The 26,580-nt window shown below is 57.8% G+C and carries 28 protein-coding genes; 15 read left to right on the forward strand and 13 right to left on the reverse strand.

Going from position 1 to position 26,580, the window contains the following annotated elements:
* Positions 1-51 precede the first annotated feature (51 nt).
* From ppnN to OKC40_RS07485, 4 genes are all read left to right on the forward strand, one after another.
* Positions 52-1,407: a nucleotide 5'-monophosphate nucleosidase PpnN gene (gene ppnN, locus OKC40_RS07470; RefSeq protein ID WP_270794684.1), complete on the forward strand. Its 1,356-nt coding sequence runs from the start codon at positions 52-54 to the stop codon at positions 1,405-1,407.
* A gap of 139 nt (positions 1,408-1,546) precedes the next feature.
* On the forward strand, positions 1,547-2,347 hold the full coding sequence (gene xni, locus OKC40_RS07475) for a flap endonuclease Xni (protein ID WP_270794685.1): 801 nt from the start codon (positions 1,547-1,549) through the stop codon (positions 2,345-2,347).
* Positions 2,348-2,506: 159 nt separating this feature from the next.
* Positions 2,507-3,514 carry an isocitrate dehydrogenase gene (locus OKC40_RS07480; RefSeq protein WP_270794686.1) on the forward strand — a complete coding sequence of 336 codons (1,008 nt, stop codon included), beginning with the start codon at positions 2,507-2,509 and terminating at the stop codon, positions 3,512-3,514.
* A 117-nt stretch (positions 3,515-3,631) separates the two neighbouring features.
* Positions 3,632-4,090, forward strand: a complete 459-nt coding sequence (locus OKC40_RS07485; protein ID WP_270794687.1) for a hypothetical protein — start codon at positions 3,632-3,634, stop codon at positions 4,088-4,090.
* An 82-nt stretch (positions 4,091-4,172) separates the two neighbouring features.
* Here the strand turns inward: OKC40_RS07485 and rlmM are convergent, their stop codons facing one another.
* The 6 genes from rlmM to dinB form a co-directional block, all read right to left on the reverse strand.
* Positions 4,173-5,267: a 23S rRNA (cytidine(2498)-2'-O)-methyltransferase RlmM gene (gene rlmM, locus OKC40_RS07490; protein WP_042058383.1), complete on the reverse strand. Its 1,095-nt coding sequence runs from the start codon at positions 5,265-5,267 to the stop codon at positions 4,173-4,175.
* Positions 5,260-5,646, reverse strand: a complete 387-nt coding sequence (locus tag OKC40_RS07495) for a DUF423 domain-containing protein (protein ID WP_058052208.1) — start codon at positions 5,644-5,646, stop codon at positions 5,260-5,262. The genes rlmM and OKC40_RS07495 overlap by 8 nt, the downstream gene beginning before the upstream one ends.
* Positions 5,647-5,697: 51 nt before the next feature.
* A complete protein-coding gene (locus tag OKC40_RS07500; protein ID WP_270794688.1) occupies positions 5,698-6,327 on the reverse strand; it encodes an alpha/beta family hydrolase in 630 nt (209 codons plus the stop codon).
* Positions 6,320-7,240 carry a transcriptional regulator GcvA gene (locus OKC40_RS07505; RefSeq protein WP_042058376.1) on the reverse strand — a complete coding sequence of 307 codons (921 nt, stop codon included), beginning with the start codon at positions 7,238-7,240 and terminating at the stop codon, positions 6,320-6,322. Before OKC40_RS07505 ends, OKC40_RS07500 begins: the two co-directional genes overlap by 8 nt.
* A 283-nt stretch (positions 7,241-7,523) precedes the next feature.
* Complete coding sequence (locus tag OKC40_RS07510) at positions 7,524-9,665, reverse strand: methyl-accepting chemotaxis protein (RefSeq protein ID WP_270794689.1); 2,142 nt, start codon at positions 9,663-9,665, stop codon at positions 7,524-7,526.
* 66 nt (positions 9,666-9,731) lie between these two features.
* Positions 9,732-10,787 carry a DNA polymerase IV gene (gene dinB, locus OKC40_RS07515; RefSeq protein WP_270794713.1) on the reverse strand — a complete coding sequence of 352 codons (1,056 nt, stop codon included), beginning with the start codon at positions 10,785-10,787 and terminating at the stop codon, positions 9,732-9,734.
* A gap of 131 nt (positions 10,788-10,918) precedes the next feature.
* Between dinB and OKC40_RS07520 the strand changes: the two genes are divergently transcribed.
* On the forward strand, positions 10,919-11,125 hold the full coding sequence (locus OKC40_RS07520) for a hypothetical protein (RefSeq protein ID WP_197927540.1): 207 nt from the start codon (positions 10,919-10,921) through the stop codon (positions 11,123-11,125).
* Between the two features lie 111 nt (positions 11,126-11,236).
* On the opposite strand, the gene OKC40_RS07525 is transcribed toward OKC40_RS07520, so the two are convergent.
* Positions 11,237-11,797 carry a DJ-1 family glyoxalase III gene (locus tag OKC40_RS07525; RefSeq protein WP_270794690.1) on the reverse strand — a complete coding sequence of 187 codons (561 nt, stop codon included), beginning with the start codon at positions 11,795-11,797 and terminating at the stop codon, positions 11,237-11,239.
* Positions 11,798-11,833: 36 nt separating this feature from the next.
* On the reverse strand, positions 11,834-12,787 hold the full coding sequence (locus tag OKC40_RS07530) for a ketopantoate reductase family protein (RefSeq protein WP_270794691.1): 954 nt from the start codon (positions 12,785-12,787) through the stop codon (positions 11,834-11,836).
* A 200-nt stretch (positions 12,788-12,987) separates the two neighbouring features.
* On the opposite strand from OKC40_RS07530, the gene OKC40_RS07535 reads away from it, so the two are divergent.
* The gene (locus tag OKC40_RS07535) at positions 12,988-13,470 is read left to right on the forward strand and encodes a YajQ family cyclic di-GMP-binding protein (protein WP_042058365.1); all 483 of its coding nucleotides are present in this window, start codon (positions 12,988-12,990) and stop codon (positions 13,468-13,470) included.
* 107 nt (positions 13,471-13,577) lie between these two features.
* Here OKC40_RS07535 and OKC40_RS07540 read toward each other — a convergent pair whose 3' ends face one another.
* The 5 genes from OKC40_RS07540 to OKC40_RS07560 all read right to left on the reverse strand — a co-directional run bounded on the left by OKC40_RS07540 (position 13,578) and on the right by OKC40_RS07560 (position 18,455).
* Positions 13,578-14,420, reverse strand: a complete 843-nt coding sequence (locus tag OKC40_RS07540) for a nucleoside-specific channel-forming Tsx family protein (RefSeq protein ID WP_058052201.1) — start codon at positions 14,418-14,420, stop codon at positions 13,578-13,580.
* Between the two features lie 156 nt (positions 14,421-14,576).
* Positions 14,577-15,956: an AmpG family muropeptide MFS transporter gene (locus OKC40_RS07545; RefSeq protein ID WP_270794692.1), complete on the reverse strand. Its 1,380-nt coding sequence runs from the start codon at positions 15,954-15,956 to the stop codon at positions 14,577-14,579.
* 173 nt (positions 15,957-16,129) lie between these two features.
* Positions 16,130-16,717, reverse strand: coding sequence for a peptidylprolyl isomerase (locus OKC40_RS07550; RefSeq protein WP_042657198.1), 588 nt, complete (start codon positions 16,715-16,717; stop codon positions 16,130-16,132).
* Positions 16,718-16,719: 2 nt separating this feature from the next.
* Positions 16,720-17,304 carry a YajG family lipoprotein gene (locus OKC40_RS07555; protein WP_005349692.1) on the reverse strand — a complete coding sequence of 195 codons (585 nt, stop codon included), beginning with the start codon at positions 17,302-17,304 and terminating at the stop codon, positions 16,720-16,722.
* A 17-nt stretch (positions 17,305-17,321) separates the two neighbouring features.
* The gene (locus tag OKC40_RS07560) at positions 17,322-18,455 is read right to left on the reverse strand and encodes a methyltransferase (protein WP_270794693.1); all 1,134 of its coding nucleotides are present in this window, start codon (positions 18,453-18,455) and stop codon (positions 17,322-17,324) included.
* A gap of 204 nt (positions 18,456-18,659) precedes the next feature.
* On the opposite strand from OKC40_RS07560, the gene OKC40_RS07565 reads away from it, so the two are divergent.
* The 9 genes from OKC40_RS07565 (at position 18,660) to nqrM (ending at position 26,519) form a co-directional block, all read left to right on the forward strand.
* Positions 18,660-18,974, forward strand: coding sequence for a BolA family protein (locus OKC40_RS07565; protein WP_075114006.1), 315 nt, complete (start codon positions 18,660-18,662; stop codon positions 18,972-18,974).
* 434 nt (positions 18,975-19,408) lie between these two features.
* Positions 19,409-20,752 (forward strand): Na(+)-translocating NADH-quinone reductase subunit A, encoded by a 1,344-nt coding sequence (locus OKC40_RS07570; protein ID WP_270794696.1) that lies wholly within the window; start codon positions 19,409-19,411, stop codon positions 20,750-20,752.
* A gap of 3 nt (positions 20,753-20,755) precedes the next feature.
* Entirely contained in the window at positions 20,756-21,985 is a 1,230-nt protein-coding gene (locus OKC40_RS07575; RefSeq protein WP_042058348.1) for an NADH:ubiquinone reductase (Na(+)-transporting) subunit B, read from the forward strand.
* Positions 21,975-22,763 (forward strand): Na(+)-translocating NADH-quinone reductase subunit C, encoded by a 789-nt coding sequence (locus tag OKC40_RS07580; RefSeq protein ID WP_058052197.1) that lies wholly within the window; start codon positions 21,975-21,977, stop codon positions 22,761-22,763. Before OKC40_RS07575 ends, OKC40_RS07580 begins: the two co-directional genes overlap by 11 nt.
* Positions 22,756-23,388: an NADH:ubiquinone reductase (Na(+)-transporting) subunit D gene (locus tag OKC40_RS07585; protein ID WP_005338644.1), complete on the forward strand. Its 633-nt coding sequence runs from the start codon at positions 22,756-22,758 to the stop codon at positions 23,386-23,388. Before OKC40_RS07580 ends, OKC40_RS07585 begins: the two co-directional genes overlap by 8 nt.
* A gap of 3 nt (positions 23,389-23,391) precedes the next feature.
* The gene (gene nqrE / locus OKC40_RS07590; RefSeq protein WP_005338645.1) at positions 23,392-23,988 is read left to right on the forward strand and encodes an NADH:ubiquinone reductase (Na(+)-transporting) subunit E; all 597 of its coding nucleotides are present in this window, start codon (positions 23,392-23,394) and stop codon (positions 23,986-23,988) included.
* 32 nt (positions 23,989-24,020) lie between these two features.
* Positions 24,021-25,244: an NADH:ubiquinone reductase (Na(+)-transporting) subunit F gene (nqrF, locus tag OKC40_RS07595; RefSeq protein WP_005338656.1), complete on the forward strand. Its 1,224-nt coding sequence runs from the start codon at positions 24,021-24,023 to the stop codon at positions 25,242-25,244.
* A 3-nt stretch (positions 25,245-25,247) separates the two neighbouring features.
* Positions 25,248-26,285, forward strand: a complete 1,038-nt coding sequence (locus OKC40_RS07600; RefSeq protein WP_234601406.1) for an FAD:protein FMN transferase — start codon at positions 25,248-25,250, stop codon at positions 26,283-26,285.
* A gap of 9 nt (positions 26,286-26,294) precedes the next feature.
* Positions 26,295-26,519, forward strand: coding sequence for a (Na+)-NQR maturation NqrM (gene nqrM, locus OKC40_RS07605; RefSeq protein WP_005338668.1), 225 nt, complete (start codon positions 26,295-26,297; stop codon positions 26,517-26,519).
* The last annotated feature ends 61 nt before the right edge of the window (positions 26,520-26,580 follow it).

Below are 26,580 nucleotides of genomic sequence, written 5' to 3' on the forward strand. Positions count from 1 at the left end.
TTTTCTCCCCAGGGAAAAACACAACGATAACAAGTGAGTAAAGGGGAACCTATGATTACGCACATCAATCCCGTCGGCAGCATGGATTTGCTGTCACAGCTTGAGGTGGATCGCCTCAAGCAGACTGCCTCCAGCGATATCTATCAACTGTTTCGCAACTGCTCGCTGGCAGTGCTCAATTCCGGTAGTCATACCGACAGCTCCAAGGAGATCCTGGAGCGCTTCAAATCGTTCGATATTCATGTGATCCGGCGCGAGCGCGGGGTCAAGCTGGAACTGTTCAATGCCCCCGAGCACGCCTTCGTCGATGGCGAAATTATTCGCGGCATTCAGGAGCACCTCTTCTCGGTGCTGCGCGACATTCTCTATGTCTCCAATCAGCTCGAGTCCAACCGCCAGGTCAATCTGACCAACTCCACCCATATCTCCAACGTGGTGTTCGCCATCCTGCGCAACGCCAAGGTGATCCTGCCTGGCGCCGATCCCAACCTGATCGTCTGCTGGGGTGGCCACTCCATCAACGAGATCGAATACCAGTACACCCGCGCGGTGGGTAGCGAACTGGGCTTGCGTGAGCTGAACATCTGTACCGGTTGCGGCCCGGGCGCCATGGAGGGCCCAATGAAGGGGGCCGCCGTCGGCCATGCCAAACAGCGGGTACGAAACGGCCGCTACATCGGCCTAACCGAACCCTCCATCATCGCGGCCGAACCGCCCAACCCCATCGTCAACGAGCTGGTGATCCTGCCGGATATCGAGAAGCGACTGGAAGCCTTCGTGCGTCTGGGCCACGGCATCATCATCTTCCCGGGCGGGGTCGGCACCGCCGAAGAGCTGCTCTATCTGCTTGGCATCATGATGAACCCGGCCAACGAACGCCAGCCGATGCCGATCATTCTGACCGGCCCGAAAGAGAGCGCCGACTACTTCCGTGCCATCGATGACTTCATCAAGGCGACCCTGGGCGAGCCTGCTACCCGGCTCTACCGGATCATCGTCGGCGATGCGCCGGAAGTAGCCCGGGTGATGAAAGAGGCGATGCCGAAAATTCGCGAATATCGCAAATCGGTCGGCGATGCCTATTCCTTCAACTGGTCCCTCAAGATTGAGCCTGAGTTCCAGCTCCCGTTCGAGCCGGATCACGCCAACATGGCCAGTCTGGATCTGCACCGCAATCAACCGCCGCAACTGCTGGCTGCCAACCTGCGCCGTGCCTTCTCCGGCATCGTCGCTGGCAACGTCAAGGAAGGGGGCATTCGCGCCATCGAGAAGAAAGGCCCCTTCAAGCTGCACGGCGACAAGGAGCTGATGCACCTGATGGACAAGCTGCTGGAGAGCTTCGTCAAGCAACAGCGAATGAAGCTGCCGGGCAGCCAGTATGTGCCCTGCTACGAAATCGTGCGCTAGGGTACAGACAGTCACATCATCGACAGAGGGGCGCATCGGCGCCCCTCTTTATTGACGCTATCCCTTCCCGAATACCATCAATCCCCCATCAGGCGAGTGGTTTGTTACAATGGGGCGTCCCGACCGCCAAGAGTGCCCCATGTCAACTATCCGGCCACACCTGCTCATCATCGATGCCCTCAACCTCATTCGCCGTCTGCACGCGGTACAGGCCCAGCAGGCACTGACTCCTGCCCAGGCGCTGGTCGCTACCCGCGCCAACCTTATCAATACCTGCCGCAAGCTGCTGGCCAATAGCGAACCGACCCATGTCATCGCCGTGTTTGATGGCGAGGTGCATAGCTGGCGCAAAGAGGCCTATCCGGCCTACAAGGAGGGGCGCACGCCCATGCCCCCCGAGCTGCGTGAAGGGCTGGCGACCCTGCAGGATGCTTTCTGGGAGTGCGGTGTCGATGCCCTGCTCTCCGAGACCGATGAGGCGGATGATCTCATCGCCACTCTAGCCTGCGGCATCGCCAGCCACGGCCATCAGGCAACCATCATCTCCACCGACAAAGGGTTCTGTCAGCTCATCTGCCCGCAGATCAGGGTGCGCGACTACTTCAACAAACGTTGGCTGGATGCCGCCTTCGTCCAGCAGCAATATGGGGTAGCGCCCGCTCAGCTGGTCGACTTCTGGGCCCTGACCGGTATCAGCGGCTCCAATATCAAGGGGGTTCCGGGGATCGGCCCCAAGACCGCTACCCAGCTGTTGCAGCAATATGGCAATCTGGCGGCCATGCTCGAGGCCTGCCTGCAAGAGGATGCCGCCAAGCCATTGCTCAAGCTGCGCCAGCATCAGGATGAAGCCCTGCTGGCCCAGCGGCTGGTGCGCTTGCAGCGGGATATTGTGCTGGGATTCAACCTGCGGGACATCCGCTACCCGCCCCAGCCGGACTAAATGGCCGAACAAAAATGCAGGCAAGGGTGCGAACCATGACGAGACTCACCCTCGCTGTTGATGAAAGTGAGTAGAATGTAAAGGAATGTGGTTGGTTTGCTGAGTAAATGCTATAAAGCAGCCCCATCCTCCCCTATACCCTGGAAGTGGAACCCTCTCATGTCCAAAAGAAAAATTACCGTGATCCCCGGCGACGGCATCGGCCCCAGCATTATTGAATCAGCCATCCAGATCCTGACCCATGCGGGTTGCGATTTCGAATACGAATATGCCGATGCAGGTCTGGTTGCGCTCGAGAAACATGGCGAGCTGCTGCCCCAGGCCACACTGGATCTGATAGAGAAGAACAAAGTTAGCCTGAAAGGGCCATTGACCACGCCGGTCGGCGGTGGTTTTACCTCCATCAACGTCTCCCTGCGCAAGAAATTCAACCTCTACGCCAACGTGCGTCCGGTCATCTCCTTCAAGGGCACCAAGAGCCGTTACGACAACATCGACATCATCACGGTACGTGAAAACACCGAAGGCATGTACTCGGGTGCCGGTCAAAAGCGCAGCGATGACAACAAGAGCGCCGAGGCGATGAGCATCATCACCCGCGAAGGGGCCGAGCGCATCGTCAAGTTCGCCTTCGAGCTGGCGCGTCAGGAGGGCCGCAAGAAGGTCACCGTCATCCACAAGGCGAACATCCTCAAGTCGACCTCCGGCCTGTTCCTCGAAGTGGCCCGTGAAATCGCCAGCCACTACCCGGATATCCAGAGCGAAGAGATGATCGTTGATGCCGCCTGCATGAATCTGGTGATGTATCCGGAGCGTTTCGATGTCATGGTCACCACCAACCTGTTCGGCGACATCCTCTCGGATCTCTGCGCCGGTCTAGTCGGTGGCCTGGGCATGGCACCCGGCGCCAACATCGGCGATGGCGCCGCCATTTTCGAGGCGGTCCATGGCTCTGCGCCCGACATCGCAGGCAAGAACATTGCCAACCCGACCTCGGTGATCCTCGCCTCCATCCAGATGCTGGAGTACCTCGGCATGCAGGATAAAGCAGAGCGGATCCGCGAGGCCGTACGAGCCACCATCGAATCCGGTGACCGGGTCACCCGCGATCTGGGCGGCAGCGCCTCTACCAGTGAATTCACCCAGGCCATCATCGATCGACTGTGAGTTAATTCATTGATTTAAAAAGGGAGCTTCGGCTCCCTTTTTTATATTTCCGAATCCTTTTCCACTCCCCGAACAGCAACTATGTTCAATAGAGAAGAAGAACAGGGAGTGTTTTTCATGAAGGGATACGGGTGCTATCTGGTTTCGGGTCTACTGCTGATGTGTGGCACTGCCAGTGCCTTCGAACAGGTGCAATCAACCCAAACCGCCAAACTGCCGCAGCAGGAAAAACGGACTGCGACCGAGGTATGGCGCTCGAGCCTGGATACCAACGACCTGCTCAAGACGCCCAAACCCCTGTCGTTTGGTATTGAAGTCTCCACCGACAACTTCGGTAATCAAAAGATCACCTCCTACCCGCAGCTCAATCTGACCCCGGAGAAGAGCGTCAGTCTGTCGGTCGAACGCTTCAGACCCAAGGTCAAGTTCAAGGCTGGCAGTATGAACACCGCCGTCAGGCTGAGAGGAGACGGGATAAAAATGCAGTTCAATCCGGTCGACAAAACCATCCCGCTGCAGATCGAGATCAAGGTGACCGACGACGAATCTTCCCTGCGCCTCGATTACCGTTTCTGATATTTTCCGGCAGCCAGATAGCAAAAGGCCGACAGGTTTCCCTGTCGGCCTTGGCATTTATCGTACGGGCTGAACGCTTACATCACGCCTTGGGCTCGAGCTTGGAGACCCAGTACTTGTTGTAAACATGCACGGTGATCTCTTCCCGATCGTGATAGAGCTGCTTGGCCTGGATCACGAACGCGTTGTCGATCTCCTTGAGCATCTCGCGCAATACCTCGATATTGTGCACCGATTCGGCATAGCGCTTCTTCATCGGCAGCTTGAGGTTGAACATCGCCTCCTGACAGTCGCCCTCACGGAACCAGTCCGCAATCATGTGAACGACCCGCGCCGGTTTATCGACCATGTCGCACACCAGCCAGTAGGTGTTCTTCTTGCTAGGACGCCAGACGAAACCGTCATCCCGGATATGCTTGACCTGACCGGTATCCATCAGGGATTGGGCCATCATGCCGTTGTCGACCGCCGTCACCATCATGCCACGACGCACCAGCTGATAGGTCCAACCGCCCGGGCAGGCGCCCAGATCCACCGCCTTCAGACCGGAGCAGAGACGCATATCCCACTCTTCCCGCGGCACGAACACGTAAAACGCCTCTTCCAGCTTGAGGCTGGAGCGGCTCGGCGCATCGGCCGGGAAGCGCAGACGCGGGATCCCCATGTGGAATCCGGAGTTGTTGAACGAGTAGGAGTAACCCAGCAACACGTGATCATTGGCCATGAAGAAGGCGTGGAACACCGGACGGTTCGGCGTCTCCTTCTTGGTCAGGATCTCGTTGCTGCGCAGCGCCTGACGAAGCGGCACGGTGAACTTGCGGCAGAAGGCCGACAGCTCTTTCGCTTCGTTGGTATCCGCGGTCTCGACCCGCAGATCGCCACAAATGGTGTATTCGCGAACCGCCTCGATGATGGGGGTGATCCTGTCCGCGACATCCAGCGCCTTCAGCTCATGGGTCACCACCAGCATCTGACGGATAAAAATAAGCTCCCGGAACGGCAGCTTGCGAGCCAGCAGGTCCGCCTGCTCCTCGTCATACAGTTCGAAGATCACATAACCGCTGTCGTCCTTGACCCGGGCGAAACCGTAGCACTGCATGTTACCGGCACGCTCGGTGATCTCTGCAGCCGCCTCTTTCTCAAAACCGGGGCGGCAATAAAGCAGCAGATTATTCATTTTTTCCTCCAAGACGACAGCCGGCCCAAATCAAAGCCGCCCATCCCAACATAAAACAGAGGCCACCGGCCGGGGTAATCAGCCCCAGCCCCTTGCTGCCAAGCAGCACCATGGCGTAAATACTGCCGGAGAATCCGATGATCCCCAGCACAAAGGCGGTGCCAGCCAGGTGGATTACCTTGCTGCGCACACCACACCAGCCCAGAACCAGCAGGGCCAATGCGTGAAAAAACTGATACTGCACAGCGGTATTGAACGCCGCCAGACGCTCGGGCGTAATGCCGGTCGCCGCCAATCCATGAGCGCCATACGCCCCCAACATGGTGGCCGTCAACCCGAAGAGACCGGCCAGTATCAGCCAATGTCGATGGATCTGCATCCTCACTCTCCCTCTCTCATCACGGCTGGCCATAAGGCCAACCCTCTCGTGCTATCCGTGCCGGGCGATAAAATGGCAGATGGCTGCCGCCGCATGCTGCATATTCTCCTGCTCACTCACGCCACTGGCTTTACGCGGTTTGAAACCATGATCACCATCGGTCAACCAATGGACCGATACGGCGGGTGAGAAGGGGAAATCGGCCAGTTCGGCGCGACTACCGAAGGTGTCGCGCTCCCCCTGCAACAGCAGGGTTGGCACTGCAATATGCTTGAGTACCTCGCCTCGCCAACTGTCGGGCTTGGCCGGAGGGTGGAAAGGATACCCGAGAATGAGCAATCCTGCAGCATTCATCTCACCCTCGCCTTCACTATACAGCTCCGCCGCCATCCGCCCGCCCATCGACTTGCCCGCCAGGAACAGTCTGGGATGAGCAAATGTCCGGATCATTTCACGCCAGTGTTCAAGCAATACAGGCTGCCGATCAGGCGGCCTGCGTATGCCATCCAAAGCCCGTTTGGCCATATAGGGGAAGTTGAAACGCACCACTTCGATGTCGGGGCCAGCCAGCAGACGTGACAGCTCGGCAAGAAAGGGGTGATCCATCCCGGCGCCCGCCCCGTGGGCCAGCAAAATGCGAACGGGGGCATCAACTGCCCCCTCGCGGATCACCTCAGGCATCGGCAAGCCTTGCCCTGCGACGCGCCTCTTCCTGCTCCACCAGCTCCAGCATCCAGTCGCGGAAGGCAACGATCTTGCCCTGATCCGACTGTTGCTCCTGGCACACCAGATAGAAGGCATTTTTGCTCACCAGCACCTGCTCGAACGGGCAGATAAGGCGGCCGGCCTCAATCTCGGGTTGCGCCAGCACGCTGTGACCCAGCGCCACACCCTGACCGTGGATCGCCGCCTGGATTACCATGGTGGAGTGGCTGAAGATAGGCCCCTGATTGACGTTGGGTGCATCGATATCGAGCTGGCGGAACCAGGCCTTCCAGTCGCGACGGGAGGTATCGTGCAACAGGGTATGCAGGGTCAAATCTTGCGGCGTACGCAGTGGCTTGGGCCCGGTCAGCAGCAAGGGGGAACAGACCGGGATCAGGTATTCGGTATGGAGCTTGTCGCAACGCAGACCCGGCCAGTTGCCGCGCCCGTAATAGATGGCCACATCCACATCGTCGGTGAGCGACCCTTCGTCGAGATCAACGGCCTTGATCCGCACGTCGATATCGGGGTGGCGCTCGCTGAACTTGACCAACCGCGGCACCAGCCACTGGATGGCGAAACTCGGCTGCAGACTGACGGTCAACGCCCCCTTGGCACTGCGGGCCAGCAGCTTGTCGGTCGCCTCAGAGATGGAGGCAAAGATATCCTTGATATCCAGGAAATAGCCCTGCCCCTCTTCGGTCAGCAACAAGGAGCGGTTTTTACGGCGGAACAGCTTGATGCCAAGATACTCCTCCAGCGCCTTGATCTGGTGACTGATGGCAGCCTGAGTCACAAACAACTCTTCTGCTGCGCGGGTAAAGCTTAAGTGACGAGCCGCTGCTTCAAACGCCTTGAGGGCATTGAGCGGAGGTAAACGACGAGACATGACACCAGCCGACGATGAGTTTTTCTAATGGGGCGCATTATAATTTGTCGGTTGCGGGTCGACCAGTGAATAAACATAATTCGCCCAGCAATCAGTCGTCATATGGCTCACATTTTCTACTACATGTTGGTTTACATGTGTTTTTCGTGAGTCTTTCGACTGTGATTGTGGTGTTGTGTTTCTTCCTCTGCGGGAAGAGGGGCTCAAATCTTCTCGATTTGACCCAGTCTGTCATCTGAATGTGTTTGGCGCCTCCAGCTGGATGGCGCCTTTTTTGATCTCGCTATACCTTGAACTGCCCCACCAGTTGCTGCTGTTTGTCAGCGAGAGCGGAGAGCTCGCGACCATTTTCGGCGGAGGTCGCCGCTTCGGCCCGAATGGTGTGGCTCACATCGCGAATGTTGCTGACGTTACGGTTGATCTCGTCCGCCACCCGGCTCTGCTCCTGCGCCGCCCGGGCAATCTGCTCGTTCATCTGATGGATGGTGGAGACCGACTGGATGATCTGCTCCAGCACCTGCACCGAGAGATCCACCTTGGCGAGCGTCTCGTCAGCCTGGCCATGACCATCGCGGATCGCCTTGACCACGGCACCAGTACCGGACTGCAGCTGACTGATGAGAGTCTGGATCTCGACGATGGCATTCTGGGTACGACCAGCCAGATTGCGCACCTCGTCGGCCACCACGGCAAAGCCACGACCCTGCTCACCGGCCCGCGCCGCTTCAATGGCCGCGTTCAGCGCCAGCAAGTTGGTCTGCTCGGCAATCCCCTGAATAACGGTGAGAATGTCATTGATGTTGCCACTGTTGGCCGAGAGCCGCTCCACCACCGGCTGGGCATCGTTGATGATGGTCATCAGCTTGAGCATCGCCTCCTGAGTGTCAGCCACCACATATTTGCCCTCTTGCGCCGCGGCATCGGTGGTATTGGCGGCTGCTACGGCAGAACTGGCATTGCCGGAGACCTGCATCGCCGTGGCGCTCAGCTCTTCAAACGCCGTCGCCACCAGATCGATCTCCTGATACTGGGCCTGCATGCCGCTACTGGTGCGCTCGGCCACCTGCGCCGCCCGCTCGGCACTGTTGCGGGTGCCAGCAACGGTATCAATCACCTGACTGATGGTGGATTGCAACTTGTTGAGGAAGCTGTTGAACCACTTGGCCAGCTCACCAATCTCGTCTTGTCGCTGGATCTCGATGCGCTGGGTCAAATCCCCCTCGCCGCTGGCGATATCCTTGAGGCGAGCAACCACGGCGCGAATGGGCGCCACGATCTGGCGCGCCATCCACCAGATAAAGCTCAGGGCCACCAGCGAGATCAGCACTCCGATAGAGAGTTGCGAGACCACGCTGCGATTGGCCTCACTGGCCAGATCATCCTGCAGTTGCTGGGCCGAGGCCAGCACTACGGCCCGTGGTAATTCAATGTAGATGCCCCATTTACGATCAGTGCCACGCATGGAGACCGGCACAAAGCTCTGCAACAGGGCGCCATCGCGGCTCCAGCGCGTCTGTTCCTGACCCTGATTGGGCCAGCCTTTCAGCTCGCTGGCCAGCCCCTGATACTTCTGATCCAGCTCCCGCCCCAAGGTCACATCAAACTCATCGGCACCCGCCACGCGCCCCTCATGACTGACCAGCAATATTCTGCCTTTGCCGTCATAGAGCTCCTTGTCCATGGTAGAGACCAGATCCTGCAAGGTCGTCAGGGAGATATCGACGCCAGCCACCCCCAGTAATGTTCCCTGCTCCAGCAAAGGTACTGAGACTGAGGTAATCAAGACTTTCTTGTCGCCGACATCGTCCAGATAGGGTTCCAGCAGGCAGAGTGCCCGGGTGCGAATGCTGCAGCGATACCACTCGTTTTCAACACCACCAGCCTCGGTCGGGCTGTCGTCTGCAAGCACATCTTCGTTCTGCACCTCGGGCACCAGCTTGCCGTTGTCATACGCCCAATAACTGGAGAAGCGCCCCTTGTCGTTGGCGCCGAGCGCGGTCGACCCCTCATAGTTACTGTCTTCCCCATCCAGCTGGTCAGGCTCGAACACCGTATAGACACCGAGCAGATTGGTCGATGAGGCGGCGGCATCGTGCAGTTGCTGATTGATGGCGCTGCGCAGCGCCTCTGACTGGACAAAGTTCTCGGCCCCATTCTTGCGCTGGAACAGTACGCTCTCAGCCAGCAAGCTGGCACGAAAATAGGCTTCATCGAGATAGCTGGTCACCTTGGCCGCCTGCTCCGAGCCCATCGCCTTCATCCAGTTTTCGGCTGACTGCTGCGCCTCGTGCAGGGTGGCTTGTCGCACCTGAGCTTGCATCTTGTTCGCGTTGTAAATCGAGGAGGCAACCAGGGCGGCGGCTGTCACTAACAGACAGCAACCGGTGATCAGGGTAATCCGACCCTGGACAGAAAGAGCACTCATGCCAATATTCCTACGTCATACAGATATGGATAGATTATCGACTTTATAAACAAAAACTTAACTCTCTCACAGCAAATCCAGCGATAGCTGGTTAACTTCACCCTCTTTTGGCAAACCCACCACCAATCCCAGCAGGCGAACTGAACGCCCTTGCGCCCGCAGTAGCCCCTCTTTGAGCAGCGGGGCAAACAAGGCTGGCTGATAGCCACCCTGACTGCGATAGACGGTGGTCTGGTGGAAGTCGGCAAACTTGAGTTTAATCCCCTGGCCCATCACCTGCCCGGCAGGACACGCGAGCTGGAATCGCCGCTCCAGCTCCGGCAACAGTTGTTGCAGTACCGTCAGGCAGGCGGCTTCGTCACAGAGATCGCTCGCCAGCGTGGTCTCCACCCCGATGGTTTTACGGATCCGCTGCGCCTGCACCGGCTGTTCATCCAGCCCCCAGATCCGGGTCGTCAGCATCTCGCCCAGCTTGCCAAAACGACTGCACAGCTCTTGTGCCGACAAGGTTCGCGCATCCTCGCAGGTGTAGAGCCCCTGCGCCTCCAGCCGCTCGGCGGTCTTGCGGCCCACCCCGGGCAGTTTGCCGAGGGGTAACTGGCAGACAAATTCGGCCACCTCGTCGGGGCGAATGACAAACAGACCATCGGGTTTGCGCTGCTCCGAGGCGATCTTGGCGAGAAACTTGTTGGGCGCCACACCGGCCGAAGCGGTCAATCCCAGTTCGGTGACGATGGCTTGCCGGATCTCTTGTGCCATCAGGGTGGCGCTGCCACCACAGCAGCGACTGTGCGTCACGTCGAGATAGGCCTCATCCAGCGACAGCGGTTCAACCTGATCGGTATAGCGCAGGAAAATGGCCCTGAGCTGACGGGAGATATCCTTGTACACCGCCATCCGCCCCGGGATCAGTACCAACGGCGGGCAGAGCTTTTTCGCTAGGGCGCTCGGCATGGCGGAGCGCACCCCGAACCGGCGCGCCACGTAGTTGCAGGTCGAGATGACGCCGCGCCGCTCGGAGGCCCCACCGATGGCGAGCGGCACCTCCCGCAGCGCCGGGTTGTCCCGCATCTCAACCGCGGCAAAAAAGCAGTCCATGTCGATATGGATGATCTTGCGCATACCACTGTATAAATAAACAGACATGGTATCATCTTACCCCAAGGATAACCGCAGCTCTATCTCTCTCATTGGAGCTAGAATCATAGACTCCAAGGAGACCTTTACCACCACAATGACAAGGAGCGTTCGGGATGAAATATCTTTGGCTGGGACTCGGGTTGCTGCCGCTGACCGGCATCGGCAAGAACAACCCGACGGCAGAGTGCCGCTGGCTGTACGACCGGATTGAGATACTGGAACAGGCCATCAAGAAAGGGGACACGCTCGGCACGGAGCAGGAGTTGTCACGCTGGAAAACTGAGTACAACAAAAAACAGTGCTCACAGTACGACTACTGAGCCGGGCAATATGGCGTGACTGACAACGGCAGATAACAAACGGGCCCCGATCAAGATGATCGGGGCCCGTTTTTCAACCCATGGCTAGCTGGATTCAGCAGCAGCGTGCGTTCACGGCAGCACCATAGGGCCAGCGACGGCGGCAGCCACCTCATCCCCGCGCAGCACCCGAACCAGTTCGAGCGCAAACTCGATGGCACTGCCCGGCCCCTGACTGGTGATAAGGCGATGCGCCTCATCCCTTACTACCCGCTCATGTGACAGCTGCGATGTCGGTAGTTGGGACTGAAAACCGGGATGGCAGGTGACGATGGCACCCTCCAGCAGGCCATGATGTTGCAACACCACCACGGGGGCGGCGCAGATGGCAGCGCGCCAGCGACCAAGGAGGGCCTGCTCTTTGAGCAGATCGATGGCCAGCGGGGTATCGCGGATCACTTCACTGCCGGGCAGACCGCCGGGTACCACGATGGCTTCAAAGTCCCGACGGGTCAGCTCGTCGATATGACAATCGGCCACCAGCTGTACCCCCCGCGATGCCTTCACCTGCCGGGATCCGGCGGGGCAGCAAGAAGCCAGCACCACCTCGATGCCGGCACGCACCAGGGTATCGACAATGGCGACCGTCTCTATCTCTTCCGACCCGGGGGCCACCAGCACCAGTACACTCACTCCCGCCTCCTTGCTGCTTGCTCTGCCATGTAAAGGTCAGGCGGCCTGACTCTTCTCTTTGATCGCCTGATAGAGGCCCTGATTGACCGGTACGGCGATGCCATGCCGGGCAGCCTTGGCCAGCAGGAAGCCGGTGATGGCCTCAATCTCGGTCTCTCGTCCCAGCTCCATATCCTGATACATGGAGGAGTAATTGTCAGCGGTCAGTTCCACCACCGTCATCACCCGGCGCTGCAACTCTTCTGCCGTGGTAGTAATGCCTTCGGCGCACATCACATCCGCCACTTCCACGCAGATCTGCTGCAGGGCGTCGGCAAAACGGGGGCCTGCCAGCTCGCCATTTTTCAGCTTGTAGAGGGCCGTCAGGGGATTGATGGCACAGTTGATGGCAAGCTTCTGCCACTGACGTACCAATACCTGCTCATCCCAACCAGCCTGACCCAGCGCCAGCGCCAGCTCATCCGCGAGCGCGGCGTGGGCCTTGGCGGCTTCATTGATCGGACCAAGCCAGGTTTCGCCCTTGCCAGTATGACGGAAGACGAAATGGCCACCCTGCATGGCACCATGGCTGGTGACGCCGGCAATCACCGGGTTGTGCGAGAACATCTCGACCACCTGCTCGGCAATGCCCATCCCGTTGTGCAGCAGCACGATCGGCACACCAGCATCCAGTTTGCTTACCAGTGGTGCCAGTGCGGCAACCACCTGACTGGCCTTGGTCATCACCAGCAGGCGCTTGATCTTGCCAGGTTTGCTGACAAATCCACGCTCGATATTGAGCAGTTGTACCTGCCCCTCCAGCGAGGTGAAATCGAACCCCGGATGGAGCGTGGACTTATGGTGTTCGCGCAACAAGACTCGGGTGGATTGACCGCTCTGGGTCAGCAGGGAGGCAAAAACGCCGCCGAGGGCACCACAACCCAATAGTGACCACTGCGGGATCACAGGTGGCATAACGGGCTGTCGGGAATTTTTTAATCCGCTTGGCATGGTGTGACTCTGTCAGGGTAAGGGTTGCAATCCTCTCAACCTGTTACCGGAGATAAGTGAAGAACTCGCTGGTGGACGCTAACGGGTCCACCCATCCTGTGCGCAGGGGATTCTAGCAGAGCAGCCCCATCAAAATCAGCAAATTTGCCCGTTTTCTGGTAGATTTGCCCCCCGATAACGCAACATGAGGAGCTCCGGCTATGCCGTCATTCGATATTGTCTCTGAAGTCAAAATGAACGAGGTGTTGAACGCAGTCGACAACGCCAATCGTGAACTGGCCACCCGTTTCGATTTTCGTGGGGTAGAAGCCAGCTTCGAGTTGAACAAGGAAGAGGTAAAACTGGAAGCCGATGCCGATTTCCAGCTCAAGCAGATGGTCGAAATCCTGCGCGCTGCTCTGCTCAAGCGCAACATCGAAAACAGCTCCATGGAGGTGGGTGACTCCGTTCACTCCGGCAAGCGCTTCCACCTGACCGTCAAGTTCAAGCAGGGGATCGAGAAAGAGATCGCCAAGAAGCTGGTCAAGCTGATCAAGGACTCCAAGATCAAGGTACAGGTCGCCATCCAGGGTGATGAAGTGCGTGTCACCGGCAAGAAGCGTGACGATCTGCAAGAGACCATGGCACTGGTCCGTGGCGCCGAACTGGGTCAACCGATGCAGTTCCAGAACTTCCGCGACTGATTTATCCACTCAGCCGTGGCGCACTTGATGACTCGCGCCACGCTATCTAAATCGAGACCATAAAAAAACCGGAGCAGATGCTCCGGTTTTTTGTACCCCAAGTTTGATTAGAACTTGTAGGTAACAGCGAAATAGTGACCGAAACCGGTAGATTTCAGGCCATAGGCACCGTTATCGATACCGTAGATTTCGTTGAAATATTTCAGGCCATAACCCACCGCATAACGGTCGGAATGCCAGTAGATACCATGGAAAGTTGCCAGACCATCGGAGTGAGTAGACTCTTTCATGCCCCAGGTGTAATCCAGATAGCCTTGGTAAGCGACAAAGCTACCATTGGAGAAGGTATAGAAGGGTTTGAACCAGTTCATGGAGAACTGCTGACCATTCCAGCCTTCACCAGCGGCGTTAACTTTCACACCATTATCGTCGATAGAGCCAGACTCGTTAACGTGACGCTTGTACAGGTTCATGCCAACCTTGCCAAACCACGGCACCTGTACGTCAGTACCCAGACCGACCATGGATTCAAACAATCCATGCGGACCACCTACGCTGAACAGAGAAGCAACATAAACTTCCTGCACCGGACCAAAAGAGAGATCCTGACCAGTCAGAGCATCCAGAGATACGCGAGGAGCAAACTTCATGTAGAGGTTGTCACCATCGTGCTTGTCACTGTGTTTGGAGTCGAAAATATCGAAAACGTCGACATAACCATACAGATCAAAGATACCGGAACGACCACCAAACTCCATTTCGAAATAAGTATCGTTATAGCCACCTTCAGCATTGCTGTAAGGCAGTTGGTCAATGGTATGCATTACGTTGAACTGATACCACTTGTAGTCATTCTTGTGGATATCACCGCTGTAATCAGCAGCAAAGGCCGGAGTAGCGGCAGCAGCCAGCAGACCGGCAGCGATCAGAGTCTTGGTAAATTTGGCCATTTTATTGGTCTCTTGTGCGTTAGTTGAGGTTTTCCGTAGCCTGCCCACAAGGAGCGAGAGGAATTCTAATCAAATAAAATCGGGGGAGAAACAACTTCTCGGGAACTTTATCCGGAAGTGTGAATCTAATCACCCCCAATTCTACGCAAACGCTTGCTATTTGTCAGCCGCTGAGAGCAACTCACTCCCCTTTCTGGCTACCAGCACTATCAACAACAACACAGGCAAGCCCAATAAACTGGTTCCGACAAAGAAGGCACTGTAGCCAATCTGCTCCACGACCTGCCCGGAAAAACCGGCCAGCAACTTGGGCAGTAGCAACATTACCGAACTGAACAGCGCGTACTGGGTCGCCGAAAATGCCACATTGGTCAGGCTTGAGAGATAAGTCACGAAGGCGGCGGTGGCAATACCGGCACTGAGGTTATCCAGCGAGATGATCAGAGTCAGCAGCTCCAGGTTGTGACCAACCTGATGGAGCAGGGCAAACAGCAGGTTGGTGCTGGCGGTGAGCAGCGCCCCCAAAAATAGAATGCGCAGCGTGCCAAAGCGCATCACCAGCACGCCCCCCAGCGCAGCGCCGACCAGCGTCATAATGACGCCAAACACCTTGGTGATGGTGGCAACCTCGGTCTTGCTGAACTGCATATCCACATAGAAGCTGTTGGACATCACTCCCATCACCACATCGGCGACCCGATAGCAGGCAATCAACGCCAGGATCAGCAGCGCCGAGCCGCCATAACGGCGGAAGAAGTCGGCAAACGGACACCAGACCGCCTCATAGCCCCAGGCTCCGGCACTCGCCAGCAGCGCAGGCCACCCCTGTTCCACGAGCTGAGCCTTGCGCTCGGCCTGTTGCTTGCCCTGCCCGGCCAGATCGATATCCGGTTCGTGGCAAAACAGGGTGGTGATGACCCCGAGTAACATCAAGCCCGCCATCACCAGATAGGTGACCTGCCAGCCACGATAGTCATAGCCGCTGTTGCTGCCAAACCAGGCCGCCAGCGCCAGCGCACCGGCACCCGCCATGATCATCGCCAGCCGGTAGCCGGTCATGTAGGAGGCCGCCATCGCCGCTTGCAGCCGCTCGGGGGCGGATTCGATGCGATAGGCATCGATAACGATATCCTGCGTGGCCGAGGCAAAGGCCACCAGCAGGGCAAACAGCGCCAGCTGGGCCAGCTCGGTCTTGGGATCGCAGAACGCCATGCCGACCAGCGCAGCGGCGATCAGCAACTGGGAGAACAACATCCAGCTGCGGCGACGTCCCAGCAGTGTGGAGAGCAACGGCAGCGGCATGCGATCCACCAGCGGTGACCACAGCCATTTAAAGCCATAGGCGAGCGCCACCCAGCTCATGTAGCCGATATCGGTCAGGCTGACATCTGCCTCGCGCAACCAGAATGAGAGGGTACCGAACACCAGTAGCAGCGGCAGACCCGATGAAAAACCCATGGCAAAGAGAATAAACACCCGAAATTCGAGATAGACGGCGAGGGACTCTCTCCAGCTTGGTTTGCGGATCATGTTCAACTACCTGACGACGTTGGAAAAGTGCGTCATTTTGGCAGGTTGATGGCAGATAGCCAAGGCGAGCAAAGAGATAGGCCCAAAGAAGCCGTATAGAGAAAAGGCCCATCCCAAGCGGGATGAGCCTTGCATTGTGGCATGACGGGATCGTGGTGACGAACCACGTCCGGCGAGGGTTACTTGCCCGCTTTCTTGTCGACTTTCTTGTCCGCCGGGGTTTCCGCCAGCAACACCACCTTCTTCAGAATGATGGGGCTGGTCGGCACATCGTTGGCACGCAGAATGGAGCTGTAACCGGTCTGTACCTGCGCCAGCTTGTCCAGCACCTCCATCCCCTGCACCACCTGACCAAACACGGTATAACCCGCGGCGCCACCGGCGTTGAGGTTATTGTTGTCGACCAGATTGAAGTAGAACTGGCGGGTGGCGCTGTCGACCGCCTGGGTGCGAGCCATGGCGATGGTGCCACGCTTGTTGGGCAGACCGCCACGCGACTCGTTGACCACCGGCTCATAGGTAGGCAGTTGCTGGAACTGCTGGTTGTAGCCGCCCCCCTGCACCACGAAATCCTGGATCACCCGGTGAAAGATGCTGCCGTCGTAGCTGCCATCAGCCACGTAGCGCAGGAAGTTCTTCACCGTCTGGGGCGCCTGCTTGGAGGCCAGCTCCACCACGATATTGCCGTGGTTGGTCTCCATTCTGACCTTCGGACCCGCGAACGCCAGCGGGGCGATCAGCATGGCCAGCAACCAGAGTTTTTTCATCATCAGACCCCTGCACCGTTCGGTTGACCTTTCAGGTAACCGCGCAGCGCATCATCCGCCATGATCTGCTGCAGCACGCTACCCAGTTGCAGGTTCAGTGTAGACTCCAGATCGGCCATGCTTGGCTCGCTCGGGCTCTCCTTGCTGGAGGACATGTTGAACTGCTTGGTCAGACGGTTGCCCTGGAAATCGGCGATCACCTGCAGGCTGACGCGGGACTTGGTGACATAGGTAAAGGTCTTCTCTTCCACATTGACTGCCGCATTGGAGATCACCAGCGTCAGGTTGGTGGTGCCACTGTTGCCCACTTCCAGCCCCTGGCTACGCAGCCCTTCCGCCAGCCGTTCAGCCATCAGCAGGTTGAGCGGACGCTCACTGTTGACCAGCACCGGCGCCTTCTCTTTATGTTTAATGGAGAAGACGTAGGCAGCCTCACGCTTGTCTACCCCTTCCATGGTGATGCGATTGCCAGAGTAGTATTGCTGGTTGGCGGGGATCACCTGCGGATTGAGTAGCGCCGTCTCCGGCCAATGAGTGGCACACCCGCCCAGCATCAGGGCGGCCAGCAGCAAGAGTGACTTTTTCATCATGGTTTCCTTTGGCTTTAGCGTTTGATGGCTTTCAAAATAACGAATTTGCTGTTCGACGCAACGACTTGTGCGTTGGCAAACAAGCGCTTGAGTTTGTTGTGATAGTCCAGATGACGGTTGCCTACTATCCAGAGTTCACCCCCTTGAGGCAACACCCGGTGCGCATCGCTGAACATCTGCCAGGCGATATGATCGGTGATCGCCTGCAACTGATGGAAGGGGGGATTGCAGAGGATCCGATCCGCCGAGCCGACCGCCACCCCGTCGAGACAGTTATTGACCATAAAGCGGGCGCGCGGCAGTGCATCGGGCAGATTGTGCTCGACGTTGAGCTGTGCCGAGGCGATCGCCATATAGGATTCATCGATAAAGGTCACCTCCACCTCGCTGTCTTTGGCAAGCAGCGACAACCCCAGCACCCCGTTGCCACAGCCCAGATCGATCACCTTGCGGGCGCTATGTATCGGTAAATTGTCCAGCATAAAGCGGGCACCGATATCGAGACTGGTGCGCGAGAAGACGTTGGCGTGGTTGTGGATGAGCATGTCAGTTCCCTCCAGCGGCCACACGGTTGGGAAGGGATTGGCCAGCGCAGGACGTTCTGCCTGCGGCTCGCAGTGAATGAGACGCGCCTTTTTCCAGGCCAGCGAGGTACGGGTCGGCCCCAGATACTTCTCGAACAACTTGAGGGTGGAGGTATGAATATCCTTCGCCTTGCCAGCTGCGATGACGCGGGTTGCCGGTGTCACCACCGCACGCAATGCCAGCAGTTGCTGCTCCAGAAGAGCCTGATATTTGGAAACCTTGATCACCACCAGCGCAGGGGCGTCGGGCAGCGGTGCCAGCGCATCCTGCAAGGTAATCCCGCCTGCATCCAGCCCGTTTTCGGCCAGATTGGCCAGGGTCGCCCGCTCGCTGATGTAGGAGTCGGTGACGCAGCACGGGGAGTGAGGATACAGATAGGCGGCCAGCGCGCCAAAGCCGTCATTCATGATGATGACGGGGCCCGCCTGCTCGAGGGGGAACTCCGCCAGGGTGTTGATCAGATATTCGTCAGCCGCATCCCAGGCTTGCAGCGTCTCCTGACTCTGGCGCGGATAGCGGTAGAGCGTGAGCTGGCAATGGGGAGTGTCGAGAAGGGTTTGCATAGGAAGAGTCCAACCTCGGCTTGATTCGTGTATACAGGCGCCAGGGGCGACGCAAAGTGGCGCTATTCTAGCGAGGAGCAGGAATTTCACCAGTTCGATGCGCAGCAAGGGGGCAACTGACCGGTGATTTCCCCCTTACGGGGGCTTATTCCATCGCACGACTACCGATAGAATGGCCCGACATTCACTCTGGAAGCCGATCCGATGACCATCCAACAACTGATTGAAGCCAAGCTGACCGCCGCCCTCTCCCCCACCGTGCTGGAGGTGATCAACGAGAGCCACATGCACCGTGTGGAACCAGGTTCAGAGAGCCACTTCAAGGTGGTGATCGTCAGCGAGCAATTTACAGGGCAGCGGCTGCTGGCCCGTCATCGTCAGGTCAATGCCGTGCTGGCCGACGAGCTGGCCGGCGCAATTCATGCACTGGCGCTGCATACCTACACGACAAGCGAGTGGCAGGAAAAAGGCCATGCCCCGCGAACCCCGAGCTGCGTTGGCAAACCGTCACTCTCCTGAACCGGGCGGCACCACACCCTTCCCATCGCGCACCCGCTAACAAAAATGAAACAAATTTCCCCCATTGGCCCCGAAAAGACTACATCCAAGGGGGTATTTTTCAGCATCAAGGCTTGTTGTTGACAGTTAAAACAACAACAAATACCCCCATTGAGGTAGTGAAATAAAAAAACCTTTAAAACCACGACTTACAAGGTGTCGGGGGCTTATTCATTGCAGGTTAATTTTGTGATGGCACGGGGATTTTGCCCATTTGGCATGGCAGAAAATGCACCTTAAGTGGTAAACTCAAGCGCTTTTGAGTGAGCTTGCATGTTGAATAATTGTTGAGCCTGACCACCTGGCGCAGCCACAACATCGACTCATTCAACCACCCGTCGTGATGTATTTCTCGGCGCTAACCAACCTCTCCCGTAACGGTAGTGCAATTGAGTATGATTACAATCAAAAGAGGACTGGACATCCCCGTGCTGGGTGCGCCAGAGCAAGTAATCTACGATGGCCCCGCCATCACCCGTGTTGCGACACTGGGCGAGGAGTTTGTGGGGATGCGACCTACTATGTTCGTCAAAGTAGGTGATCGCGTCATCAAAGGTCAGGATCTTTTTGAAGACAAGAAGAATCCGGGCGTTAAATTCACAGCTCCTGCCACCGGTGTGGTTTCAGAAATCAACCGTGGTGCCAAACGTGTTCTCCAGTCCGTGGTCATCGACCTCGACGGTTCCGATGAACAGGTGACATTTGAGCATTTTGCCTCTGCCGAGCTGGCCAAGCTCGAGCGCAGCAAGGTGCAAGAGATCCTGGTCGCATCAGGTCAGTGGACTGCGTTTCGTACCCGTCCGTTCAGCAAAGTCCCCGCGGTAGGCACAGCCCCGCGCGCCATCTTTGTGACCGCAATGGACACCAACCCGCTGGCAGCCGATGCCGAGCTGATCATCAAGGAACAGCCACAGGCCTTCCTCGATGGCCTGGCCGTATTGACCCGCCTGACCGACGGCACCGTCTACGTCTGCAAAGGCGAAGGCAGCCTGCCCCACTCTCCGCTGACCCAGGTCAAGGAAGAGATCTTTGTCGGTCCGCACCCTGCCGGTCTGCCGGGTACCCATATCCACTTCCTGGATCCGGTCAGCAGCACCAAGGTGCAGTGGCACATCAACTATCAGGATGTGATCGCGCTGGGCAAGCTGTTCACCACCGGTGAGATCTGCACCGACAAGGTGATCGCATTGGCTGGCCCGAACGTGCTCAAGCCGCGTCTGTTGCGTACCCGCCTGGGCGCCTGCATCAGCCAGCTCACCAACAACGAGCTGCGTGCCGACGAAAACCGTATCATCTCCGGTTCTATCCTGAGTGGTGCCAAAGCCGAAGGGGGTCACGACTACCTGGGTCGCTACCACAATCAGGTTTGCGTGCTGGGTGAAGGTCGCGAGAAAGAGTTCCTGGGCTGGATCAACCCCAGCGCCAACAAGTTCTCTATCACCCGGACCACCCTCTCTCATCTGATGAAGGGCAAGCTGATCAACTTCACCACCACTACCAACGGTAGTGACCGTTCCATGGTGCCTATCGGCAACTATGAGCGGGTGATGCCACTCGACATCCTGCCTACCCTGCTGCTGCGGGACATGGTCTCCGGCGATAGCGACGGTGCGCAAGCACTGGGCTGCCTGGAGCTGGATGAGGAAGATTTGGCGCTCTGTACCTTTGTCTGCCCCGGCAAGACAGAGTACGGCCCGATCTTGCGTGAGTGCCTGACCAAGATTGAACTGGAAGGTTAAGCGATGAGTTTCAAGCAACTTCTTGAAAATATGGAACACCACTTCGAACCGGGTGGAAAGTACGCCAAGTACTACGCCCTGTTCGAAGCGGCGTACACCCTGTTCTACACCCCGGGTACCGTTACCCGCAACGCCTCCCACGTTCGTGATGCGCTCGATCTGAAGCGCATGATGATCATGGTGTGGCTGGCCGTGTTCCCGGCCATGTTCTGGGGCATGTTCAACGTGGGTAACCAGGCGATTGCCGCCATTGCCCACATGGGCTCGGCTGCTGGTGCCAGCAGCTGGCAATATGCGCTGGCCACCATGCTGGGCGCCTCCCTCGATCCGGCTGTCGCCGGTATCGGCAGCAAGATGCTGATTGGCGCCACCCACTTCTTCCCGATCTACCTGACCGCGTTCCTGGTCGGCGGCTTCTGGGAAGTGCTGTTCGCCATGGTGCGCAAACACGAGATCAACGAAGGCTTCTTCGTAACCTCCATCCTGTTTGCACTGATCGTGCCGCCCGAGCTGCCCCTGTGGCAAGCCGCGCTGGGTATCACCTTCGGTGTGGTGATGGCCAAAGAGGTGTTCGGTGGTACCGGCAAGAACTTCCTGAACCCGGCGCTTGCTGGTCGTGCGTTCCTGTTCTTCGCCTACCCGGGCCAGATCTCCGGTGACGCAGTCTGGGTAGCCGTTGATGGCTTCTCCGGCGCGACTGCCCTGAGCCAGTGGGCCCAAGGCGGCCAGATGTCGCTGATCAACGGTGCAACCGGCCAGGCTATCAGCTGGATGGACGCTTTCCTGGGTAACCTGCCGGGTTCCATCGGTGAAGTCTCTACCCTGATGATCCTGCTGGGTGCCGCCATGATCGTCTACATGCGCATCGCCTCCTGGCGCATCATCGCCGGCGTGATGATCGGTATGATCGCCACCTCCCTGCTGTTCAACGTCATCGGTTCCGATACCAACCCCATGTTCAACATGCCGTGGCACTGGCATCTGGTACTGGGTGGCTTCGCCTTCGGTATGGCCTTCATGGCAACCGACCCTGTCTCCGCCGCCTTTACCAACAAAGGCAAGTGGTGGTATGGCGCCCTGATCGGCGTGATGGTCGTGCTGGTTCGCGTGGTCAACCCTGCGTTCCCGGAAGGCATGATGCTGGCCATTCTGTTTGCGAACCTGTTTGCTCCCCTGTTTGACCACTTCGTCGCTCAGGCAAACATCAAGCGGAGGATTGCACGTGGCGTTTAATAAAGATTCAACCCTCGGCACCGTCAGCGTGGTTACCGGCCTCTGTCTGGCCTGTTCCATCGTGGTATCCGTTGCCGCTGTGGGCCTGCGTTCTACCCAGCAGGAAAACAAGGCGCTCGACAAGCAGAGCAACATTCTCGCCGTAGCCGGTGTGGATGTGAGCGATGTGGCCAAGCGCGACCTGGCCAAACTGTACGGCGAGAAGATCGAAGCCCGTCTGGTGGACCTGACCACAGGTGAATTTGTTGACGGCGATGCCGACAACTTCGACACCAAGCTGGCAGCCAAAGATCCGGCCCGCAGCATCCGTCTTGCCGCCGCTGACGACAAGGCCAGCCTGCGCCAGATCTCCAAACTGGTTCCCGTGTTCTTCGCCAAAGATGCCGAAGGCAAGGTAGACAACATCATTCTGCCCATTTATGGCCAGGGTCTGTGGTCAACCATGTATGCCTTCGTCGCCGTTGCCGCTGATGGCCAGACCATCAAGGGCATCACCTACTACGACCACGGTGAAACTCCGGGTCTGGGTGGCGAGATCGAAAACCCGGCCTGGCAGGCGCTGTTCAAGGACAAGAAACTGTTCGACCAGAATGGCATGCCGGCGCTGCGCGTCATCAAGGGCCATGCCCCGGAAGGTTCCGAGCATGATATCGACGGCCTGTCCGGCGCTACCCTGACCGGTAACGGCGTTCAGCATACCTTCGACTTCTGGATGGGTCCCAAGGGCTTCGGTCCTTTCCTGGCCAAGGTTCGTGCAGGAGAAATCAACAATGGCTGACAAGAGCGAAATGAAGAAGTTGCTGTTGACGCCTGTGCTGGGCAACAACCCCATCGCCTTGCAGGTGCTGGGTGTCTGTTCTGCACTGGCGGTTACCAGCCAGATGAAAACTGCGTTTGTAATGACCCTCGCGGTCATGGCGGTCACCGCCTTCTCAAACCTGTTCATCTCCCTGATCCGCAACCAGATCCCGAACAGCGTCCGGATCATCGTGCAGATGGCGATCATCGCCTCACTGGTTATCGTGGTTGACCAGGTGCTCAAGGCGTACGCCTATGACATCTCCAAGCAACTGTCGGTCTTCGTGGGTCTGATCATCACCAACTGTATCGTGATGGGCCGCGCCGAAGCGTACGCCATGAAGAGTGCCCCGCTGCCCTCCTTCCTGGATGGTATCGGCAACGGTCTGGGCTATGGTGCCATTCTGCTGAGCGTGGCAACCGTGCGTGAACTGCTGGGCTCCGGCACCTGGTTCGGCATCGAGCTGCTGCCGCTGGTGAACAACGGTGGCTGGTATGTCCCGAACGGCCTGCTGCTGCTGCCGCCGAGTGCATTCTTCATCATTGGTCTGATCATTTGGGGCGTGCGCACCAAGGATCCCAAGCAGGTGGAGGCGAAGGATTAAGGTATGGAACACTATCTGAGTCTGTTGATTAAATCGATCTTCATCGAAAACCTGGCACTCTCCTTCTTCCTGGGGATGTGTACCTTCCTGGCGGTGTCCAAGAAGGTAAAGACCTCCATGGGTCTGGGTATTGCCGTTATTGTGGTGCAGACCATTGCGGTTCCTGCCAACAACCTGATCTACAACTACGTGCTTAAAGATGGCGCTCTGGTATCCGGTCTGGATCTGAGCTTCCTGAGTTTCATCACCTTCATCGGTGTGATTGCAGCACTGGTACAGATCCTGGAGATGGCGCTGGACAAGTACTTCCCGGCACTCTACAACGCGCTGGGTATCTTCCTGCCGCTCATCACCGTGAACTGCGCCATCTTCGGTGGCGTCTCCTTCATGGTGCAGCGTGACTACAACTTCATGGAGTCTGTGGTCTACGGTGTGGGTTCAGGGGCAGGCTGGATGCTGGCGATCGTTGCGCTGGCAGGTATCCGCGAGAAGATGAAGTACTCCGATGTTCCGGAAGGCCTGCGCGGTCTCGGCATCACCTTCATCACCGCCGGCCTGATGGCGCTGGGCTTCATGTCCTTCTCTGGTATCTCCTTGTAATCGGCTTTCCTGCAATCAGAAAGGAACGATAGATGGAAATTATTTTGGGTGTGGTCATGTTTACCGTGATCCTGCTGGCACTGGTGGCAGTCATTCTGTTCGCCAAGTCCAAGCTGGTGACCGCGGGCGACGTGACAATCAGCATCAATGGTGACCCGGCCAAGGCTGTGACCAGCCCGGCCGGTGGCAAGCTGCTCGGCGTGCTGGCTGGCAGCGGTATCTTCGTCTCCTCCGCCTGTGGCGGCGGTGGCTCCTGCGGCCAGTGCAAGGTACGGGTGAAATCCGGTGGCGGCGACATTCTGCCGACCGAACTGGATCACATCAGCAAGGGCGAAGCCCGTCATGGCGAGCGTCTGGCCTGTCAGGTTACCGTTCGCTCCGACATGGATATCGAACTGCCGGAAGAGATCTTCGGGGTGAAGAAGTGGGAATGTACTGTTATCTCCAACGATAACAAGGCCACCTTCATCAAGGAGCTCAAGCTGCAGATCCCCGATGGCGAGAGCGTCCCGTTCCGCGCCGGTGGTTATATCCAGATTGAAGCTCCGGCTCACCACGTGCACTACAAGAACTTCGATATTCCCGAGGAGTATCGCGGTGACTGGGATCGCTTCAAGATTTTTGAGCTGGAGTCCAAGGTCGATGAGCCGATCATCCGTGCCTACTCCATGGCCAACTATCCAGAAGAGTTCGGCATCATCATGCTGAACGTGCGTATCGCGACCCCGCCCCCGAGCAACTGGACTGCCCCTCCGGGACAGATGTCCTCCTACATCTTCAGCCTGAAGGCTGGCGACAAGGTGACCATCTCCGGTCCGTTCGGTGAGTTCTTCGCCAAGGACACCGATGCCGAAATGGTATTCATCGGTGGTGGTGCAGGTATGGCGCCGATGCGTTCCCATATCTTCGACCAGCTACGTCGCCTGAAGTCCAAGCGCAAGATGAGCTTCTGGTACGGTGCCCGTTCCAAGCGCGAAATGTTCTATGTCGAAGACTTTGACATGCTCGCTGCCGAGAACGAGAACTTCACCTGGAACGTCGCCCTGTCCGATCCGCAACCGGAAGACAACTGGGACGGCTACACCGGCTTCATCCACAACGTGCTCTACGAGAACTATCTCAAGAACCACGAAGCACCGGAAGATTGCGAGTTCTACATGTGTGGACCTCCGGTGATGAACGCTGCCGTCATCAACATGCTCAAAGATCTGGGCGTTGAAGACGAAAACATCCTGTTGGATGACTTTGGTGGTTAATCCATGCACAGTGTTGTAAAGACCTGGCTAGCCTTCGGGCTAGCCTTTTTCTTGACTGGGTGCGGTCAGGAAACGGTCCAATCCAAACCGGAGATCCACATCACCGGTAGCACCATGGGCACTTACTACTCGATCAAGGTGGCGGACAGCGCCATCAGCGATCCGGCCAAATTACAGGCCGAGGTCGATGTCTTGCTGGAGCGGGTCAACGATCAGATGTCGACCTATCGCCCCGATTCCGAACTGTCGCGCTTTAACCAGCATCGCAGTGCCACGCCGATCGTGGTGTCCCGTGACACCGCGCGGGTCGTCACAGAGGCCATTCACATTGGCCGTGAGAGCCAGGGGGCGCTAGACGTCACCGTCGGCCCCTTGGTCAATCTGTGGGGCTTTGGCCCGGACAAGAAGCCTACCAAGATCCCCTCTGACGAGCTGATCACCCAGACTCGCCAGAAGACCGGCCTGGGCAACCTGCACGTAGTGACCTCGGTGGATGCCGACACCCTGCAAAAGGATATTCCCGACCTCTACGTCGATCTCTCCGCCATCGCCAAGGGCTTTGGTGTGGACAAGGTGGCCGAGTATCTGGAGTCCCTGGGTGCGCGCAACTATCTGGTCGAGATTGGCGGCGAACTGCGGATCAATGGCGTCAACGGCAAGGGTCACCCCTGGCGCGTCGCCATCGAGAAGCCCACCGCAGGCACCGGCACGGTGCAAGAGGTGATCGTTCCCAGTGACAACGGGGTGGCCACCTCCGGCGATTACCGCAACTACTATGAACTGGATGGTCAGCGCTTCTCCCACACCATAGATCCGCGCAGCGGCAAGCCGATCCAGCACCGTCTGGTGTCGGTCACCGTGATCCACCCCTCCTGCATGACCGCAGACGGGTTGGCCACCGTGTTTATGGTGATGGGGACCGAGAAGAGCCTGGCCTATGCCAACGAGCGAGGCCTGGCGATCTTCGTGATCACCAAGACGGACAACGGCTTTGAAGAGGCCTACTCCGATGCCTTCAAGCCCTATCTGGTCAAGAAGTAAGAGGTACAGATGCAGATTTTTCTGATCACCTTCGGGGTATTCATGCTGGTGATAGCCGCCATGGCTATCGGTTACATCTTCCAGAAGAAGACCATCTCCGGCTCCTGTGGCGGTCTGGGTAGCGTTGGCATCGAGAAAGAGTGCGATTGCCCGGAACCCTGCGACAACCGCAAGAAGAAGATGGCCAAGGAAGAGGCCCGTCGCAAGATGCTGGAAGAGAACCGCATCATCTGATGACTCTGATTTTTCGGTAAACAAAAGCGCGCCATCGGCGCGCTTTTTACTGGGCGTTATC

This window comes from Aeromonas sp. QDB11 (assembly GCF_027705265.1).
Classification (GTDB): Bacteria; Pseudomonadota; Gammaproteobacteria; order Enterobacterales; family Aeromonadaceae; genus Aeromonas; species Aeromonas allosaccharophila.

What these genes read in the sequence shown, in the direction of transcription:
- OKC40_RS07495 (WP_058052208.1), bottom strand. Translation starts at nt 5,646, where the DNA reads ATGCAGATCCATCGACATTGGCTGATACTGGCCGGTCTCTTCGGGTTG.
- OKC40_RS07565 (WP_075114006.1), top strand. Translation starts at nt 18,660, where the DNA reads ATGACCATCCAACAACTGATTGAAGCCAAGCTGACCGCCGCCCTCTCC.
- xni (WP_270794685.1), top strand. Translation starts at nt 1,547, where the DNA reads ATGTCAACTATCCGGCCACACCTGCTCATCATCGATGCCCTCAACCTC.
- ppnN (WP_270794684.1), top strand. Translation starts at nt 52, where the DNA reads ATGATTACGCACATCAATCCCGTCGGCAGCATGGATTTGCTGTCACAG.
- OKC40_RS07535 (WP_042058365.1), top strand. Translation starts at nt 12,988, where the DNA reads ATGCCGTCATTCGATATTGTCTCTGAAGTCAAAATGAACGAGGTGTTG.
- OKC40_RS07600 (WP_234601406.1), top strand. Translation starts at nt 25,248, where the DNA reads ATGCACAGTGTTGTAAAGACCTGGCTAGCCTTCGGGCTAGCCTTTTTC.
- nqrE (WP_005338645.1), top strand. Translation starts at nt 23,392, where the DNA reads ATGGAACACTATCTGAGTCTGTTGATTAAATCGATCTTCATCGAAAAC.
- OKC40_RS07510 (WP_270794689.1), bottom strand. Translation starts at nt 9,665, where the DNA reads ATGAGTGCTCTTTCTGTCCAGGGTCGGATTACCCTGATCACCGGTTGC.
- OKC40_RS07505 (WP_042058376.1), bottom strand. Translation starts at nt 7,240, where the DNA reads ATGTCTCGTCGTTTACCTCCGCTCAATGCCCTCAAGGCGTTTGAAGCA.
- dinB (WP_270794713.1), bottom strand. Translation starts at nt 10,787, where the DNA reads ATGCGCAAGATCATCCATATCGACATGGACTGCTTTTTTGCCGCGGTT.
- OKC40_RS07550 (WP_042657198.1), bottom strand. Translation starts at nt 16,717, where the DNA reads ATGAAAAAACTCTGGTTGCTGGCCATGCTGATCGCCCCGCTGGCGTTC.
- OKC40_RS07520 (WP_197927540.1), top strand. Translation starts at nt 10,919, where the DNA reads ATGAAATATCTTTGGCTGGGACTCGGGTTGCTGCCGCTGACCGGCATC.
- nqrM (WP_005338668.1), top strand. Translation starts at nt 26,295, where the DNA reads ATGCAGATTTTTCTGATCACCTTCGGGGTATTCATGCTGGTGATAGCC.
- OKC40_RS07585 (WP_005338644.1), top strand. Translation starts at nt 22,756, where the DNA reads ATGGCTGACAAGAGCGAAATGAAGAAGTTGCTGTTGACGCCTGTGCTG.
- OKC40_RS07530 (WP_270794691.1), bottom strand. Translation starts at nt 12,787, where the DNA reads ATGCCAAGCGGATTAAAAAATTCCCGACAGCCCGTTATGCCACCTGTG.
- OKC40_RS07555 (WP_005349692.1), bottom strand. Translation starts at nt 17,304, where the DNA reads ATGAAAAAGTCACTCTTGCTGCTGGCCGCCCTGATGCTGGGCGGGTGT.
- OKC40_RS07575 (WP_042058348.1), top strand. Translation starts at nt 20,756, where the DNA reads ATGAGTTTCAAGCAACTTCTTGAAAATATGGAACACCACTTCGAACCG.
- nqrF (WP_005338656.1), top strand. Translation starts at nt 24,021, where the DNA reads ATGGAAATTATTTTGGGTGTGGTCATGTTTACCGTGATCCTGCTGGCA.
- OKC40_RS07500 (WP_270794688.1), bottom strand. Translation starts at nt 6,327, where the DNA reads ATGCCTGAGGTGATCCGCGAGGGGGCAGTTGATGCCCCCGTTCGCATT.
- OKC40_RS07570 (WP_270794696.1), top strand. Translation starts at nt 19,409, where the DNA reads ATGATTACAATCAAAAGAGGACTGGACATCCCCGTGCTGGGTGCGCCA.
- OKC40_RS07480 (WP_270794686.1), top strand. Translation starts at nt 2,507, where the DNA reads ATGTCCAAAAGAAAAATTACCGTGATCCCCGGCGACGGCATCGGCCCC.
- OKC40_RS07540 (WP_058052201.1), bottom strand. Translation starts at nt 14,420, where the DNA reads ATGGCCAAATTTACCAAGACTCTGATCGCTGCCGGTCTGCTGGCTGCT.
- OKC40_RS07560 (WP_270794693.1), bottom strand. Translation starts at nt 18,455, where the DNA reads ATGCAAACCCTTCTCGACACTCCCCATTGCCAGCTCACGCTCTACCGC.
- rlmM (WP_042058383.1), bottom strand. Translation starts at nt 5,267, where the DNA reads ATGAATAATCTGCTGCTTTATTGCCGCCCCGGTTTTGAGAAAGAGGCG.
- OKC40_RS07485 (WP_270794687.1), top strand. Translation starts at nt 3,632, where the DNA reads ATGAAGGGATACGGGTGCTATCTGGTTTCGGGTCTACTGCTGATGTGT.